The following is a 15,722-nucleotide window of genomic DNA, read 5'->3' as shown; positions in this document are numbered from 1 at the left end:
ACTTGCGGCGGCTCCAGCCACAGCCTCTTCGCCGACAGTCTGGAGACCCATCGATGTTTACCTTCACCGTCCGGCGACTGCTGTTCGCAGTGCCGACGCTACTGGCCATCAGTTTCATTATCTTTGCCCTGCTCGACCTGTCCCCGGGCGATCCCTTGAGCGACCTGCCACTGACCATTCCGCCTGAAGTGCGTGAACAGATCCGGCTGGCCATGGGCCTCGATCAGCCCTTCTTCATCCGCTACATGAAATGGCTGCAGCAGTTCTTCATCAACGAACCGCTCAACATCTTCGAACAATTGACCGGGCTCACCATCGGCACCGGAGAGCGCATGCGGGTTCTGTCCTGGGCAACCCGCAGCCCCGTGGTCGACCTCATCGTCCAGCGCCTGCCCCAGACGCTCTGGGTGGTAGGCCTGTCCTATCTCTTCGGTGTGCTGCTGGCGATCCCGATCGGCGTCATCTCCGCCTATCGGCAATATTCGCTCTTTGACCAGATCGGCACCTTCGTTTCGATGGTCGGCTATTCGGTGCCGACCTTCTTCACCGGCGTGCTCCTGATCGTCGTATTTTCCTCCTGGCTGCAGTGGTTCCCGTCGATCTATGACACGACGCTGGTGGTCGACAGCTGGGGAACCTTTCTCCTCCAGGTGAAGCAGATGTTCCTGCCCGTGCTGGTGCTGACGCTGTACAACGTTTCGCAGATCAGCCGCTTCGTCCGGGCTTCCATGCTCGACAACCTCCACATGGATTATGTGCGCACGGCGCGTGCCAAGGGCGTGAAGGAAAAGATCGTGCTCCTCGTGCATGTGCTGCGCAACAGCCTGATCCCGGTGGTCACTGTGATTGCGCTCGGCGTGCCCACCATCTTCTCCGGTGCCATTATCACCGAGCAGGTGCTCCGGGTGAACGGGCTCGGCCAGCTGCTGATCACCGCGATCCAGGGCGCCGACATCCCGCTCGTCCAAACGCTGACCTTCATCTTCGCGATCCTGATCGTGCTGTTCAACCTGATTGCCGACGTTCTCTACGGCATACTCGATCCGAGGATCCGCTATGAGTGACGCCACACTGTCTCCCTCCGCAACGGCCGCACCCGCCCCCCAGACGAAGAGCAAGGGCGGTGGCTTCTGGTCTCAGCTCTGGCGACAATTCCGCGCCCACAAGGGCGGTGTGGCTGGCCTCATCGTCTTCATCTTCATTCTTCTGGCGGTCTTCATCGGCCCGTATATCCATACGATCGACCCGAACAAGATCGACATCAAGGCGAAGAACCAGGGCCCGTCGCTCCTGCATCCGTTTGGCACGGACAATCTTGGCAAGGACATGCTTGCTCAAGTGCTTGCCGGCGGCCAGATCTCGCTCGCTGTCGGCATGACCGCAATGGCCTTAGCGCTGCTCGTCGGCACTCTCATCGGCGTGCTCTCTGGCTATTCCCGCAAGCTCGACGGCCCGCTGATGCGCATGACCGACCTGTTCCTCGCGCTGCCGCTCCTGCCGCTGCTGCTTGTCATCATCATGCTCTTTCGCGACACGCTGCGGGCGGCCTTCGGGCCCGAGACCGGTATCTTCATCCTGATCGTCTTCGTCATCGGCATCACCAGCTGGATGCACACCGCCCGCATCGTCCGCGGCGATGTTCTGGCGATCAAGAGCCAGGAATTCATCCTGGCGGCCAAATCGAGCGGCATGCGCGAATATCGCATCATCCTCAAGCACATCCTGCCCAATGTGATGTCCTCGATCATGGTCTCGGCCACACTCGGCATCGCCACCGCCATCATCACCGAATCCGCCCTCTCCTTCCTCGGTCTTGGCTTCCCGCCCGACTTCCCCACCTGGGGCCGCCTCCTCTTCGACGGCGCCAACTTCCTGCAGATCAACCCATCCCGCGTCCTCTGGCCGGGTCTGGCGATCTCGCTGACGGTGTTGAGCGTGAATTACATCGGCGATGCGATCAGGGATGCACTGGACCCGAAGGCAGTGAAGCATTGAGGAGATGAGGGAGATGAGGGAGGTGAGGGAAAGCGTCCCTCACCGCCCCAGAAACCACCGTGCTGCAAACCAGCTGCCACAGGCCCAGACCGTGCCAGCGGCCCAGCCGCCCAGCACGTCAGTCGGATAGTGCACGCCGAGATAGATCCGGCTGAGGCCGATGATCAGGGTGAGGAAAACGGCGACAAGCGGGAAGAAGTAGCGCAGCAGGCGGCGGTCTTCGAGGCGCGAGAGCAGTGCGCCGAGCGTCAGATAGGTGATGGCGGACAGCATGGCATGGCCGCTCGGGAAGGAGAGGTCCGTCACTTCGACGAGGTGCTGCACGACCTCCGGTCGGGGTCTCGCAATACCGATCTTCATCGCACTGCTCACGGCCCAGCCGCCGAGGATGGAGACGGTGACGAAGATTGCGGTTCGGTAGGATCGGCGCAGGATCAGGTAGACGACGACGAGCGACGTCAGCAGCGACAGGACCGTGATCCCACCAAGCGCCGTAATGTCCGTCACCACCTTGGTCAGCCATGCAGGGCCAATCGGCAGGCCGACATCCGAGGCATCGCGCAGCATCAGAAGCACGCTCTCATCAAAAGCCCGCGTCTCGCCTTCGAGGATCTCGTCGGTCAGGGCAAAAAGGCCATAGGCGAAGAGGGCGGCCACAAGCGCGGTGAGCCAGACACGATATTCGGTGCCGGAAACATAGCGCGTAAAGCGTGTCCTCAGAGGCTCGAGGGGGCGGAGGAGCCGGTGCTGGTTTTCCTCGGTCAAGGTCAAGGTCTTTCGTTGAAACAGATCGGGCAATGCTTCAGATGGTGTCGCACCGACGGCGCGTCAATCCGCAAAGGCGGCGCGTTGTTCCCTCCGGAAAAGAAGCCGACTCCAGAACAAAATGAACGCAAAAATTGATATTTAGAACGAAATACTATCTTCACGCGACCTCGTTAAGCCCATCGGGAGGGAGCAAAACATGAAGACATTCATCACTATCGTGATTGCAGTTATCGCAGGCAGCGTCGTGAATTCGATACTTCGAGCACAATTCACTGGAAACGACGCATTCGCGGCCAACGAAAAAGTGCTGGCGGACTATCACGCTCGTCCAGAGGCCACATTGAACAGGATCAGCAGCCTTATTCCGGTCTGCTCCCAAAACCCGGCACCCCGGCCGAGCGCCGCACGTGAAATTGATCGAATGGTTGCCCGGCTGGTGATTGAGTTATTCACGCTCCGAATGGAAAATGTCGACAAACAAAAGGCCCGCAAACGGGCGATTGCTATCATTCAGGATCACCTTCGTCCTCTGGCGGCGAGATTGAATGAGAAGGAAGCTGCAGCAGCGCTTGCTTATGTCAACTCCCTGATAAGCGACAAGTTTGCATCCTGCTTAGTCCAAAGATCCATCGAATAAGCGAGTGACAAAACGCCTCCTTGGGGCTTGCTCAAAGACCTCTTGCCACCGGCTCTTTGCCCCTTCACTCTCCCCGCGCAATCCTTTGGGAGACACACCGCATGCCTCACGCCGCTCTGAACCTCCTGACAGATGTCGAGGGCCTCTCCGTTGGCCATGCCACGGATCTGGTCCTCGGCTCGGGCGTCACGGTGATCGTCTTCGATGAACCGGCAACCGCATCCGGCACCGTGCTGGGTGGCGCACCGGGTGGACGCGATACAGGCCTGCTTGACCCATCGATGACGGTGCAGCAGGTCGACGCCTTCGTGCTCTCGGGCGGCTCGGCCTTCGGGCTGGATGCCGCAGGCGGGGTGCAATCGGGGCTGAGGGCTGCGGGACGGGGCTTTGCCGTCGGGCCAGTGCGCGTACCGATCGTGCCGCAGGCGATCCTGATGGATCTGTTGAACGGTGGCAACAAGGACTGGGGCCTGCATGCACCCTATCGCGATCTCGGTTATGAAGCGTATCGGAACGCAGCCACAGGCGCTTTCCCGCTCGGCACCATCGGGGCGGGAACAGGCGCCACGACGGCAAATTTCAAGGGCGGCCTGGGCTCGGCCAGCGCCGTTTCCTCGACCGGGCACACGGTCGCAGCGCTGGTGGCCGTCAATGCCATGGGCTCGGTGGTCATTGGCGACGGCCCGCAGTTCTGGGCAGCCAGCTTTGAGGAAAAGCAGGAATTCGGCGGCCTTGGCCAACCGAGCCACGTAAGCGCCGAAGACCGCGCCATGCGCATAAAGGGTCTGCGACTGACGGCGACGACCATCGGCGCGGTGGTGACCGATTGCACACTCTCCAAGGCGGAAACGCACCGGCTGTCGCTTTGCGCCCATGACGGCCTGGCCCGCGCCGTGCTGCCTACCCACTTGCCCTCCGATGGCGACACGATGTTTGCCGCCTCGACGGGCAAGCGTGCGAGCAATGGTGCCGCCGATCTGATGGAACTCTGCCATCTGGCGACACTTGTAACAGCGCGGGCAATTGCGCGCGGAGTGTTCGAGGCGGTGGCCTTGCCTTATCCGGATGCGCTGCCGGCCTGGCGTGACAGGTGGGGGTGACGTCTTCTCACCCTCAACCCGAGGTGCCCGACTATGCCGGGCCTCGAAGGACGCAGACCACAAGCCGACCCCGTGCCGCCTCGCCCTCTGCCGACCGCGCAATGCGGGTGGCGGCTTCGAGGCACTTGCCGGCCAAGGTCACCTCGGCATGAGGGCATGAGGGCATGAGGGCATGACACGCACAGTACCCTGCCATTCTCCACAAAGGGCCAGCCCAATACTTTCGTCCCATCGCTCCTTGACCCAAGTCAAGGACAGCCCATGCTTCACCACAGAGATTGCCCACCAAGATTGGTCGTGCCTCTGAAGCAGACCAGTCGCAGGATGAACAGATCGTGGGAGGACGATCCGACATGGAAGACGAAAGCGACATGGAAAGACCTGTCCTCACCAACCGCACCTTCGATGAACTGAAGCTCGGCGATTCCGCCAGCCTGACGCGCATCATCGGGCCCGATGATATCGAACTTTTCGCCGCCCTTTCCGGCGATCACAATCCAGTGCCCCTTGGCCAGTCGCTGATCCCGGCCGGCATGATTTCCGCCGTGCTCGATACGCGGCTTCCGGGCCCCGGCACTGTCTATCTCGGTCAGGATCTCGAATTCTGGAAGGATATCGCAACCGGCGACCGGATTACCGCGACCGTGACGCTGATGACCAAGGAGAGCGACGGCCATACGCTGATCTTCGACACGCGCTGCGTCAACCAGCAGGGTGAGCCAGTGCTGGTCGGCCGCGCCAGGGTGCGCGCACCCCAGGAGCGGATCAGCTGGTCGGAAAACGCCGCGCCGGGCGTCTCCCTGCAGCGCCACGACCGCTTCGACGCCATCGTGGCCGAGGCCCGCAGCCTGCCCATGGTCCGCACCGCCCTTGTCCATCCCTGCTCGCCTGACGTCATCGAGGCCGCAGTCGAGATCCGTGACGAAGGGCTGCTCGATCCGATCCTGATCGGTCCGGAAGCAAAAATCAGGGCGGCTGCCGCGGCCGCCGGTATCTCGATCGACGGCTTCGAGATTGTGCATGCCGAACACAGCCACGCGGCAGCGGCCATGGCGGTGGAACTCGCCGTGGCCGGCAAGGTCGGCTCGGTGATGAAGGGCAGCCTGCATTCCGACGAAATCCTGGGCGCGGTCGTCGGCAGCGGATCGGGCCTGCGGACCGAGCGTCGCGTCAGCCATGTCTATGTCATGGATGTGCCCGCCTATTCCAAGCTGCTCGTGGTGACGGACGCGGCGATCAACATCGCGCCGACCCTCGACCAGAAACGCGACATCTGCCAGAACGCCGTGGATCTCATGCATATGCTGGGCGTGGCAGAGCCCAAGGTCGCGGTGCTCGCAGCCGTCGAAACGGTCAATGACAAGATGCCGGCCACGCTCGAGGCAGCAGCCTTGACCGTCATGGCAGCCCGCGGTCAGATCAAGGGCGCCAAGGTCGACGGCCCGCTCGCCTTCGACAATGCGATCTCGATGGAGGCCGCCCGGACCAAGGGCATCATCTCGCCCGTTGCGGGCGACGCCGATATCCTGTTGGTGCCCGATCTCGAGGCCGGCAACATGCTGGCCAAGCAGCTCCTCTATTTCGCCAATGCCGATGCGGCAGGCCTTGTGCTTGGCGCGCGCGTGCCCGTCATCCTCACGAGCCGCTCGGACAGCCTGCGTGTCCGCATCGCCTCGGCAGCCCTTGCCAAACTCGTGGCCGCGAAGCGCTTGGCAGCGCAGGGCCAGATCAAATGAGCCAAAAATTGCTGCTTACCTTCAATGCCGGTTCGTCCACGGTCAAGATCGGCATCTTTGCCCGAAAGACGGATGGGGCAAGGCGCATCGGCAAGGGCGTCATCGATTTTCGCGCCGAACCGCTGACCTTCCACCTGGTCGAAGGCCCCACCGTCTTCGACGTGCCCCTAGAAGCCAGAACCGATGACCTTCTGCATGACGTGCTGGAAGAGGTCTTCGACTGGCTCGGCGAACACTACGACCTCGAGGCCGTCTCGGCGGTCGGCCACCGCGTTGTTCATGGCGGCGACCTGTTTGGCGAAGCCGTTGGCATCGACAGCGCAAGCCTCAAGGGCATTGAAAGCCTGGTGACATTGGCGCCGCTGCATCAGCCACAAAACCTGCGGCTGATCCGCGCCATTGCCGAACTCAAACCTGGCCTGCCCCAGACCGCCTCCTTCGACACCGCCTTCCATCGCACGCAAGCCGATGTGATCAGGCGTTTCGCGATCCCACGGGACTGGTTCGACAAGGGCGTCAAACGCTACGGTTTCCACGGCCTGTCCTATGCCTATATCGCCGGAGCACTGAAGACACTGGAACCGCAACGGTTGGGCGGCCGCGCTATCGTTGCCCATCTGGGATCCGGCGCCAGTCTCTGCGCGATGGAAAACGGCTTTAGCCTCGACACCTCCATGGGCTTTTCCACCATTGATGGCGTGCCCATGGCCACCCGCTCCGGCGCTATTGATCCGGGTGTCCTCTTCCACCTGATGGACGCGCATGGCCTGACTGCAAAACAGGTCGAGGAGATGATCTATCGGCAGTCCGGATTGCTGGGCCTCTCCGGCGGCATCAGCGCCGATAGCCGCGTCCTGCTGGAGACAGCCGCACCGGCAGCCCGCGAAGCCCTCGACGTCTTCACCTTCCGCATCGCCGGCGAAGTGGCGCGGCTGGCAGCCTCGCTCGGTGGGCTGGATACGCTGGTCTTCACCGCTGGCATCGGAGAAAACCAGCCGGCGATCCGAAGCGCCGTCGTCGAGCGGCTGCAGTTCCTCGGAGCCGTTCTGGATGACGCGGCGAATGGCCGAAATGATCCGGTGATTTCCACCCCGGAGAGCCGTATCGTCATCCGTGTCATCGCGACCGACGAGGAACAGGTGATCGCCGATGACTGCCAGGCACTGGTCGGCTGAGCCCATGCGGTTCTGAGCGCAGGTGACACCAAAGCGTCATGAAACCCGCCTAGAGACGCAGCATCGACAAGCGGACCGGAGGTGTGACGATGCTGAGACAGACGAATGCTGCGGGCGAGATTTTTGAACCCGCGCGCGCCAACGCCCTCATCCTTTCCAATGCTCGCGTGGTTCTCCCCACCCATGTCTTGCATGGCTCGGTGGTAATCGAAGACGGAAAGATCGCCGAGATCCATGAAGGCGCGTCGAGGGTCCCCGGCGCGCTCGACCTGGCTGGCGACTATCTCCTGCCTGGCCTCGTCGACATCCACACCGACCATTTCGAGAAGCACCTCTATCCCCGTGCCCATGTGCGCTGGGATTTCATGCGCGCAGCCTTGGCTCACGACGCCCAGATCATCGGCGGCGGTGTGACCACCGTCTTCGACAGCCTCTGCGTTGGTGCCACCACCGACAATCCCGAACGTGCGGAAATCCTGGGGCCGATGATCGCAGCCCTTGAACAAGCGCAAGCGTCCGGCATGTTGCGCGCCGAGCATCTCGTCCATCTGCGCTGCGAGCTCACCGATCCCGCAACGCCAGCGCTGACGGCGGCAAACATCGATCGCGAGATCGTGCGGGTCATTTCGGTCATGGAGCACCTGCCCGGCATCCGCCAGAGCCGCGACATCGCGGCCTATGTGGCCCGCGCCGCCAAGTCGACCGGCGAAAGCCCGGAACGCGTGCGCGAGAAAATCAAGGATCTGGTGGCCGAAAAGAGCCATTTCGCCGCGACCACACGGCCGGACGTAATCGCCCTCGCGACGTCACGCGGGCTGCCGCTGATGAGCCATGACGATACGGACATTGCCCATATCGCGGAGGGTCTGGCCGAAGGCGTGACGATCTCCGAATTTCCCTGTTCAATGGAAGCAGCCCGGGCCGCTCGAGACGGCGGCATGCAGATCGTGGCTGGCGCCCCCAATCTCGTGCGCGGCGGTTCCCAGTCCGGCAATATCGCCGTGCGCGATCTGCTGGTGGAAAGGCTGGTTGATATCCTGGCATCCGACTATGTGCCGCGCTCGATGCTGGACGCCGCGTTCATGATCGCGGCCGCTCCGGGTCTTAACTTCGATCTGCCAACGGCGATCGCCATGGTCACCCGCAATCCGGCGCTTGCCGGTGGCCTTGCCGATCGCGGCGCCATCGAGACCGGCCTCAAGGCCGACGTCATCCGCGTCGATCTTGCAGACAGCCATCCCTTTGTGAAAGCCGCATGGCGCTCAGGCTCACGGGTCGCCTGAGCCAGAGGCCAGAGGTCTGGCGCGTCTATTCGTGCCAGGCGGAGGCCAGCACCCTCAGCCAGTTTTCACGGCAAATCTTGTCGAGCGCATCCTGATCGTAACCATGGTCCCGGAGTGTCAAGAGCAGGCGTTGATTGCCTGCCGCATCGGCAATCGCATTCGGGATGGTGGCCCCGTCAAAGTCCGAACCGAGCGCCACGCAGTCGATTCCGACGCGCTCGACCAGGCGGTCGAGATGGCGCACCATGTCAGACAGTGGCGTATCCGGATTGTCCCGCCCGTCGGCGCGCAGCATGGTCACGGCATAGTTGAGTCCGACGAGACCCCGGCTCTCGCGGATGGCGTCAAGCTGGCGGTCAGTCAGGTTGCGCGCGACAGGGGTCAAGGCATGCACATTGGAATGACTGGCGATCAACGGCTGATCGCTGATGCGCGCCACATCCCAGAAGCCCTTCTCGGTGATATGGGCGAGATCGATCAGGATGCCCAGCTTGTTGCAGGCCTTGACCAACGCCACGCCCGCATCCGTCAGCCCAGGTCCCGTATCCGGCGAGCTGGGATAAGCGAACGGCACGCCGTGACCGAAGATATTGTTCCGGCTCCAGACCGGGCCGAGTGAGCGAAGGCCGGCGGCGTAGAACACATCCAGTGCGTCGAGATCCGCGTCGATCGCCTCGCAACCTTCCATGTGAAGGACAGCGGCGAAAACACCCTCCGCCATTGCAGCCCGGATCTCGGACGTGCTGCGGCAAAGCAGCCAGCCGCCGGCCTGTTCCAGCTGATGTGCGAGCGCCGCCATGCCGAGCGCAATGTCGAGCGAGGAGTGCCGGTCGAGTGGCGGATCGAGTGGGGTGGCATAATGCCCGTCCGCATCCGGCTCCTTCAGGCTGAAGTCATGCGGTGAGGGAATGTAGATCGCGCACAAGCCACCGGCGAGCCCGCCTCGCTTTGCCCGTGGCGCATCGATATGGCCGGCAGACGTGCCCTTGATGAAGTCCTGCAGCGGATTGCCGCCCTCCTGCCGCTCCCGCCACAGGCGCAGGAGAAGATCGTTGTGACCGTCGAAGACCATATCCATGAAAGATTATTCCGTATGCAAAATGAGATCTGCCGATGCCCTCGCCTCGGCAACGCAGCGATGATCAGAGACTAGAACCAGAATCTGGGCGAACTCAAGGGGACAAAAGGCATCAGGCAAATAGCGGCGGGACACGCTTGAGAAAGTCCGTCGCTCCCTCATACGCAGCGGCAAGCGACAGGACCTTCTGGTCCGCCCGTGGCGGGCCGATCAGCTGAAAACCATTCGGCAGGCCTTCAGGCGAGAACCCGGCCGGCAGCGCTGCAACTGGCAGGCCCGCCATGCTGGCGCCGATCACCACTTCCATCCAGCGATGGTATGTGTCCATCGAACGCCCGGCAATCATGCGCGGCCAGGGGATATCGACCTCGAAGGGGAACACCTGGGCAGACGGCGCCACGAGAAAGTCATGGGTCTGGAACAGGGTCTGCAGCGCCTGATACCAGGCAGTCCTGACAGCTGACGCCTCATAGACCTCGGCAGCCGTGATCCGCAGGCCTGCGCGAACCTCATACAGGATCTCCGGCTTCAGATGGCCGCGCCGGCTCGGGTCCTCATAAAGGTCGCGCATGCTGCCAGCGGTGAAGAAGCTGCGCAGCGTCGTCCAGGCCCACCACAGCCGCTCCATGTCGAAATCCGGCATCGCCGCTTCCACCTTGAAGCCAAGCCCGGAAAACACCTTGAGCGCGCGCTCGGAGAGCGAAAGCACGCCGGGCTCGAACGGAAGATGACCACGATAGTCACCGAGCCAGCCAATCCGCCCGCCCTTCTCCGCTACAGCCGGGTCGAGTGCAAATCGCGGACTGTCGATCGAGGCGGGGTCGCGTGGATCGTAGCCTGCCTGCACATTGAGCAGCATCACCACATCCTCGACGCTACGCCCCATCGGGCCGATCGTCGAGAGCTGATTGAGATAGGCATCGCGTCCCGGAAGCGTGGGGACTCGGCCAAAACTCGGGCGAAAGCCGACAACATTGTTGAAGGCGGCCGGATTGCGGAGCGATCCCATCATGTCGCTGCCATCGGCCAGCGGCAGGAGCCGGGCTGCAAGCGCTGCCGCCGCCCCGCCACTGGAGCCGCCGGCCGAACGGCTAAGATCCCAGGGATTTCGGGTGGCCCCAAACACCGGATTGTAGGTGTGGGAGCCAAAGCCCCATTCCGGCGTATTGGTTTTGCCGATGATGATCGCACCGGCCCGACGCATGCGCTCGACCTGAATGTCGTCGTAGTCAGGCACATAGTCATGGAACAAGGTCGAGCCGTAAGTACAGGGTATGCCCTTCACCTCGCTGAGATCCTTGATCGCGATCGGCACGCCATGCAGGGGACCGAGCACTTGCCCCTCGTCACGGGCACGATCCATGCGCCGCGCCTCGTCCAGAACCTCCTCTGCCTGCCGCAGGCTGACCAGGGCATTGACACCGGCATTCAGACGGCCAATCCGCTCGAGATAGGCGACCATCACCGCCTCTGCCTTGAGGGCGCCGGTTTGAAGCGCAGTGGCAAGGGAAGAGGCGGACAGGAAAGTCGGATCGGTCAACAGAAACTCCGGTCGTCGGGGCTGGACTGGACGCATCTCGCGCAACCCACGATGGGACGAGGCCGTTGGCCTGTCAACCGCACGGCCACGCCGGTTGTGCAGCCCAGCCATGCGTCAGAGAAATCGGTGCAGGCCTTGAAAATAAAAATGGTCAAACGACCAAATTGGAGGCAACATGCCAAAAAATGGGGTGCGCCAAAGGTCTGGCTGCGCATCACCGGAACCAAGGGAACAGCCGGACAAGCAGTGATCGGGGCCTGTTTACCCGCAACGTGGCGGGCAAGGCTCCATCCAACCGGGAGACGCCTGCAATGCAAGACAGCTGGCACGTGATTTGCGTGAAGGAAGGGGCGAGACCGCAAAGGGCCTCCGCCCGTTCGACGACGAACCCGTATCGCCCGCATCACGCATAACCCGAACGCCAGGGGGCATCGCTTGAGTTCCGCATCCGAAAAGGCAGCCATCGAAATTCGCGGCGTAAGCCGCATCTACGGAGCGGGAAGTGATAAGGTCACCGCGCTCGACAAGATCTTCCTCGCGATCCGGGAAAACGAGTTCTTCACCCTCCTCGGCCCTTCCGGTTGCGGCAAGACCACACTGCTCCGGTTGATCGCCGGCTTCGACTTCCCGACAACAGGCGAAATCCTGCTGCATGGCGAAGACATCGCACCCCTGCCGCCTTTCAAGCGGCCGGTGAACACCGTTTTCCAGAGCTATGCCCTCTTTCCCCACATGACCGTCGCCGAAAACATCGGCTTCGGGCTGAAGATGCTCGGCAAGCCGGCAGCCGAGATCAAGGCGCGGGTCGAGGAAATGCTTGATCTCGTCCACATGACAAAGATGCGCGACCGCCAGGTCAGCCAGATCTCCGGTGGCCAGCAGCAGCGCGTGGCACTGGCCCGGGCACTGGCACCGAAGCCCAAGGTCCTCCTGCTCGACGAACCGCTCTCCGCCCTTGACTATAAGCTCCGCAAGGAAATGCAGATCGAGTTGAAGCGCGTGCAGTCTGAAACTGGCATCACCTTCATCTTCGTCACCCATGATCAGGAAGAAGCGCTGACCATGTCCGACCGCATCGCGGTCATGTCGAATGGCGAGCTTCGCCAGGTCGGCACGGCGCGCGAAATCTACGATCGGCCGGCTGACCGCTTCGTGGCCGACTTCATCGGCGAGAGCAATTTCATCGAGGCCGAGATCCTTGCCATACGCGACGAGACGGCGAGCGTGCGCCTTGCCAACGGTGCCGAGATCGAGGCCTCGCTTCCCATCGGCCGGCCTGATGACAGCAAGGTCACGATCGTGATCCGCCCGGAACATGCCGCGCTGACGTCCGCGGGCAGCGGAAACTTCGACGGTGTCCTCTCCGACGCGATCTATTTCGGCACCGACACCCATTACCATCTGACGCTTGATGACGGCACGGCCTTCATCGTGCGCGAGCAGAACAGTCGCGCAGGCGCCGTTAGCCACGCCAAGGGTGAACGCATCGGTATCAAGCTCCGCCCCGCCGCCGCACAGATCCTGGGAGGCTAACCATGGATGGCGCCCAGAAAGCAGCAGCCAGCGCCGAAAGCCGGGATATCCGCAACCGCTGGCTTCTCAGCCTGCCCGCCTTGATAATCGTGTTTGTGGCGGCCGTCGGCCCGCTCTTCGTCATGCTGGTCTATTCCTTCTTCGAGAAGGGCGCCTATGGCGATGTAAAGTTCGGCACCTTCTCGACGGAAGGCTGGATCTCCGTCTTCTTCCAGCGTGATATCTTCGACGATACGTTGGGGCTGGCCGATGCACATCTGTCGATCATCTGGCGCTCGATCAAGCTCTCTTTCTTCACGACCCTGCTCACCCTCGCACTTGGCTTTCCCACGGCCTATTTCATCGCGACGCGGCCACCAAAGACGCGTGAGATCTGGGTCTTCCTTGTCACCATCCCCTTCTGGACCAACCTTCTGATCCGCACTTTCGCCATGCAGCAGGTCATCCGCAACGAAGGCATCCTGAACAATGTGCTGATCTGGCTCGGGGTGATCGATAGCCCGCTGCAGATCATGTACACCGATACCGCCAACCTGCTCGGCATGACCTATATCTACCTGCCGCTGATGGTTCTGCCGCTCTATGCCTCGATCGAAAAGCTGGATTTCCGGCTTGTCGAAGCCGGCTACGATCTCTACGCCAACCGCCTGCAAGTCCTCTGGCGGATCGTCATCCCGCTGGTAAAACCCGGCCTGATCGCCGGTTCCATCCTCGTCTTCATTCCCTCGCTCGGCGCCTATGTCATTCCGCGCGTGCTCGGCGGCGGCAAGAACATGATGCTCGGCAACCTGATCGAGCTGCAGTTCGGGGCCGGACGCAACTGGCCGCTCGGTGCCGCGATGTCGATCACGCTGATGGCGCTGGTGATGGTGGCGCTGCTGATCTACGTCCGGAACGCCTCACGCACGGGGGCCGGTCATGCGTAGTCAATTCGACATCCGCTCGCAGCCAGGCTTCGGCGTCATTGCCCTGATCACCTTCTTTGCGCTCTATCTGCCGATGGCGACCCTTGTTGCCTATTCCTTCAACGGCGCCGACTCGCTCTCGGTCTGGGAAGGGTTTTCCCTGCGCTGGTTCGTCTCCGCCTCGCAGAACGAAGCCGTCCAGGATGCCGCGATCCGCTCGCTCGTCATCGCCTTCTGGGCTGCCACCATCGCCACCATCGCCGCCACCATGGCGGCCCTCGCGATGACACGCACAAGGCCCTATCGCGGCCTGACCTTCAAATATGCGCTGATCAACCAGCCGCTGATGGTGCCGGAAATCGTCACCGCGGTGGCCCTGCTAATCGTCTTTTCCCGCATCAAGGTCTGGACCGGCTATTCCGGCCTCGGCTTCCTGATCGCCGCTCATACGGCGTTTTGCCTGCCCTTTGCCTATCTGCCGATCCGGGCAAGGCTCGAAAGCATGGACCTGACGCTCGAGCGCGCTGCCGCCGATCTCTACGCCACGCCATGGCAGGCCTTCCGCCATGTCACGCTGCCACTGCTGCGCCCCGCCATCATCGCAGGCTTCATGCTGTCGCTCGTGATTTCCCTCGATGACGTGGTGATTACGGAATTCGTCAAATCGGGCGGCCAGGACACCCTGCCTACCTACATGCTCGGCCAGATCCGTCGCGAGACGACGCCAGAGATCAATGCCATCGCGACCATCTTCCTTGTGCTCTCGACGATCCTCGTCGTGATCTTCTTCTTCATCAACAGACGCAAACAATAACGACTGTCAAAAACAGAGAGGAACGGACAATGCATAAAAAATGGATGACGACCACGGCGCTCGCGGCGCTCTCGGTGCTGGCCCTTGCAGGCTCGGCCTCGGCCGCCGGCGAACTCAACATCTACAACTGGGGTGATTATACCAGCCCGGATATGATCAAGAAGTTCGAACAGCAGTTCGACGTCAAGGTGACGATCACCGACTACGATTCCAATGACACGGCACTCGCCAAGGTCCGTGCCGGCGGCCATGGCTTCGACATCGTCGTACCCTCGGCCAATTACCTGCCGATCTGGATCAGCGAAGGCCTGCTGCTCGAAGCCCGCCCCGACCAGATGGAGAACTTCAAGAATGTCGATCCGCGCTGGGTCGATGTTGAATGGGATCCGGGCCGTCACTACTCGGTTCCGTGGCAGTGGGGCGTGACCGGCATCGGCGTCAACACCAAGGTCTATGGCGGCGACATCAACACCTCGGCCATCTTCCTCGACCCGCCGGCCGAACTGGTCGGCAAGTTGAACGTGACGCCTGAGATGAACGACGTGCTGTTCGCCACGATCAAATATGTTGGCGGCGACTGGTGCACCACCGACAAGGACGTGCTGCGCAAGGTGCGTGACAAGCTGGTCGAAGCCAAGAGCAAGTGGCTGGCCATGGACTACAGCGTCACCGAGAAGCTGCCGGCCGGCGATTATTCGGGCGTCTACTACTGGAATGGCGCCATCATGCGCGCCCGCGAGAAGAACGCGGACATCAAGTTCGGCTATCCGAAAGAAGGCTACCCGATCTTCATGGACAGCGTCGCAATCCTGAAGGACGCCAAGAACGCCGACAATGCCAAGCTGTTCATGAACTTCATCATGGACCCGGAAAACGCGGCGATGATTTCCAACTTCGCCAAATATGCCAATGGCATCAAGGGCTCCGAGCAGTTCATGGCCAAGGAGATGCAAGGCGCACCGGAGCTGGTGATCCCCGCCGAACTGGAGAGCGCCGGCCAGTTCCTGCTGACCTGCGAGCCGGCCGTGCAGGAGCTTTACACCAAGATCTGGACCGAAGTGCAGAAGTAAGCACGCCCCAGACAAACAGACCTGTGACAGGGCGGGAGGGGAACTCCCTTCCGCCTTGCGGAGATCCGCGTCGTTCGTCCGACCGGAG

14 protein-coding genes are annotated in these 15,722 nt (G+C 62.0%); 11 read left to right on the top strand and 3 right to left on the bottom strand.

The genetic code is table 11. The features are described 5' to 3' along the window. Positions 1 to 53: 53 nt before the first annotated feature. Together ACSV9I_RS10585 and ACSV9I_RS10580 are read left to right on the top strand one after the other, a co-directional pair. Entirely contained in the window at positions 54 to 1,064 is a 1,011-nt protein-coding gene (locus ACSV9I_RS10585) for an ABC transporter permease (protein WP_438328833.1), read from the top strand. Further along, entirely contained in the window at positions 1,057 to 1,995 is a 939-nt protein-coding gene (locus ACSV9I_RS10580; RefSeq protein WP_438328831.1) for an ABC transporter permease, read from the top strand. Before ACSV9I_RS10585 ends, ACSV9I_RS10580 begins: the two co-directional genes overlap by 8 nt. 39 nt (positions 1,996 to 2,034) lie before the next feature. On the opposite strand, the gene ACSV9I_RS10575 is transcribed toward ACSV9I_RS10580, so the two are convergent. Then, positions 2,035 to 2,715, bottom strand: coding sequence for a phosphatase PAP2 family protein (locus tag ACSV9I_RS10575; protein ID WP_438329132.1), 681 nt, complete (start codon positions 2,713 to 2,715; stop codon positions 2,035 to 2,037). A 244-nt stretch (positions 2,716 to 2,959) separates the two neighbouring features. Here ACSV9I_RS10575 and ACSV9I_RS10570 point away from each other — a divergent pair, with 244 nt between their 5' ends. From ACSV9I_RS10570 to ACSV9I_RS10550, 5 genes are all read left to right on the top strand, one after another. Beyond that, positions 2,960 to 3,400 carry a hypothetical protein gene (locus tag ACSV9I_RS10570; protein ID WP_438328830.1) on the top strand — a complete coding sequence of 147 codons (441 nt, stop codon included), beginning with the start codon at positions 2,960 to 2,962 and terminating at the stop codon, positions 3,398 to 3,400. Between the two features lie 101 nt (positions 3,401 to 3,501). Then, a complete protein-coding gene (locus ACSV9I_RS10565; RefSeq protein ID WP_438328829.1) occupies positions 3,502 to 4,500 on the top strand; it encodes a P1 family peptidase in 999 nt (332 codons plus the stop codon). Positions 4,501 to 4,853: 353 nt separating this feature from the next. Beyond that, positions 4,854 to 6,236 (top strand): bifunctional enoyl-CoA hydratase/phosphate acetyltransferase, encoded by a 1,383-nt coding sequence (locus ACSV9I_RS10560; RefSeq protein WP_438328828.1) that lies wholly within the window; start codon positions 4,854 to 4,856, stop codon positions 6,234 to 6,236. Continuing rightward, positions 6,233 to 7,411: an acetate/propionate family kinase gene (locus tag ACSV9I_RS10555; RefSeq protein WP_438328827.1), complete on the top strand. Its 1,179-nt coding sequence runs from the start codon at positions 6,233 to 6,235 to the stop codon at positions 7,409 to 7,411. Before ACSV9I_RS10560 ends, ACSV9I_RS10555 begins: the two co-directional genes overlap by 4 nt. Before the next feature lie 89 nt (positions 7,412 to 7,500). Next, positions 7,501 to 8,694 (top strand): alpha-D-ribose 1-methylphosphonate 5-triphosphate diphosphatase, encoded by a 1,194-nt coding sequence (locus tag ACSV9I_RS10550; protein ID WP_438328826.1) that lies wholly within the window; start codon positions 7,501 to 7,503, stop codon positions 8,692 to 8,694. Positions 8,695 to 8,719: 25 nt separating this feature from the next. Here ACSV9I_RS10550 and ACSV9I_RS10545 read toward each other — a convergent pair whose 3' ends face one another. Both ACSV9I_RS10545 and ACSV9I_RS10540 read right to left on the bottom strand, forming a co-directional pair. Beyond that, a complete protein-coding gene (locus ACSV9I_RS10545; protein ID WP_438328825.1) occupies positions 8,720 to 9,772 on the bottom strand; it encodes a dipeptidase in 1,053 nt (350 codons plus the stop codon). A gap of 112 nt (positions 9,773 to 9,884) precedes the next feature. Continuing rightward, a complete protein-coding gene (locus ACSV9I_RS10540; RefSeq protein WP_438328824.1) occupies positions 9,885 to 11,312 on the bottom strand; it encodes an amidase in 1,428 nt (475 codons plus the stop codon). 435 nt (positions 11,313 to 11,747) lie between these two features. Here ACSV9I_RS10540 and ACSV9I_RS10535 point away from each other — a divergent pair, with 435 nt between their 5' ends. The 4 genes from ACSV9I_RS10535 to ACSV9I_RS10520 are packed head-to-tail and all read left to right on the top strand — an operon-like array spanning position 11,748 to position 15,634. After that, the gene (locus ACSV9I_RS10535; RefSeq protein WP_438328823.1) at positions 11,748 to 12,845 is read left to right on the top strand and encodes an ABC transporter ATP-binding protein; all 1,098 of its coding nucleotides are present in this window, start codon (positions 11,748 to 11,750) and stop codon (positions 12,843 to 12,845) included. Between the two features lie 2 nt (positions 12,846 to 12,847). Then, positions 12,848 to 13,771, top strand: a complete 924-nt coding sequence (locus ACSV9I_RS10530; protein ID WP_438328822.1) for an ABC transporter permease — start codon at positions 12,848 to 12,850, stop codon at positions 13,769 to 13,771. Beyond that, complete coding sequence (locus tag ACSV9I_RS10525) at positions 13,764 to 14,564, top strand: ABC transporter permease (RefSeq protein WP_438328821.1); 801 nt, start codon at positions 13,764 to 13,766, stop codon at positions 14,562 to 14,564. Before ACSV9I_RS10530 ends, ACSV9I_RS10525 begins: the two co-directional genes overlap by 8 nt. A 29-nt stretch (positions 14,565 to 14,593) precedes the next feature. Next, a complete protein-coding gene (locus ACSV9I_RS10520) occupies positions 14,594 to 15,634 on the top strand; it encodes an extracellular solute-binding protein (protein WP_438328820.1) in 1,041 nt (346 codons plus the stop codon). Positions 15,635 to 15,722 lie beyond the last annotated feature (88 nt).

Source organism: Rhizobium sp. G187 (assembly GCF_051549525.1).
Lineage (GTDB): Bacteria > Pseudomonadota > Alphaproteobacteria > Rhizobiales > Rhizobiaceae > Allorhizobium.
The sequence above is the reverse complement of the archived record's forward strand: the minus strand, read 5'-3'. Positions and strand labels throughout refer to the sequence as shown.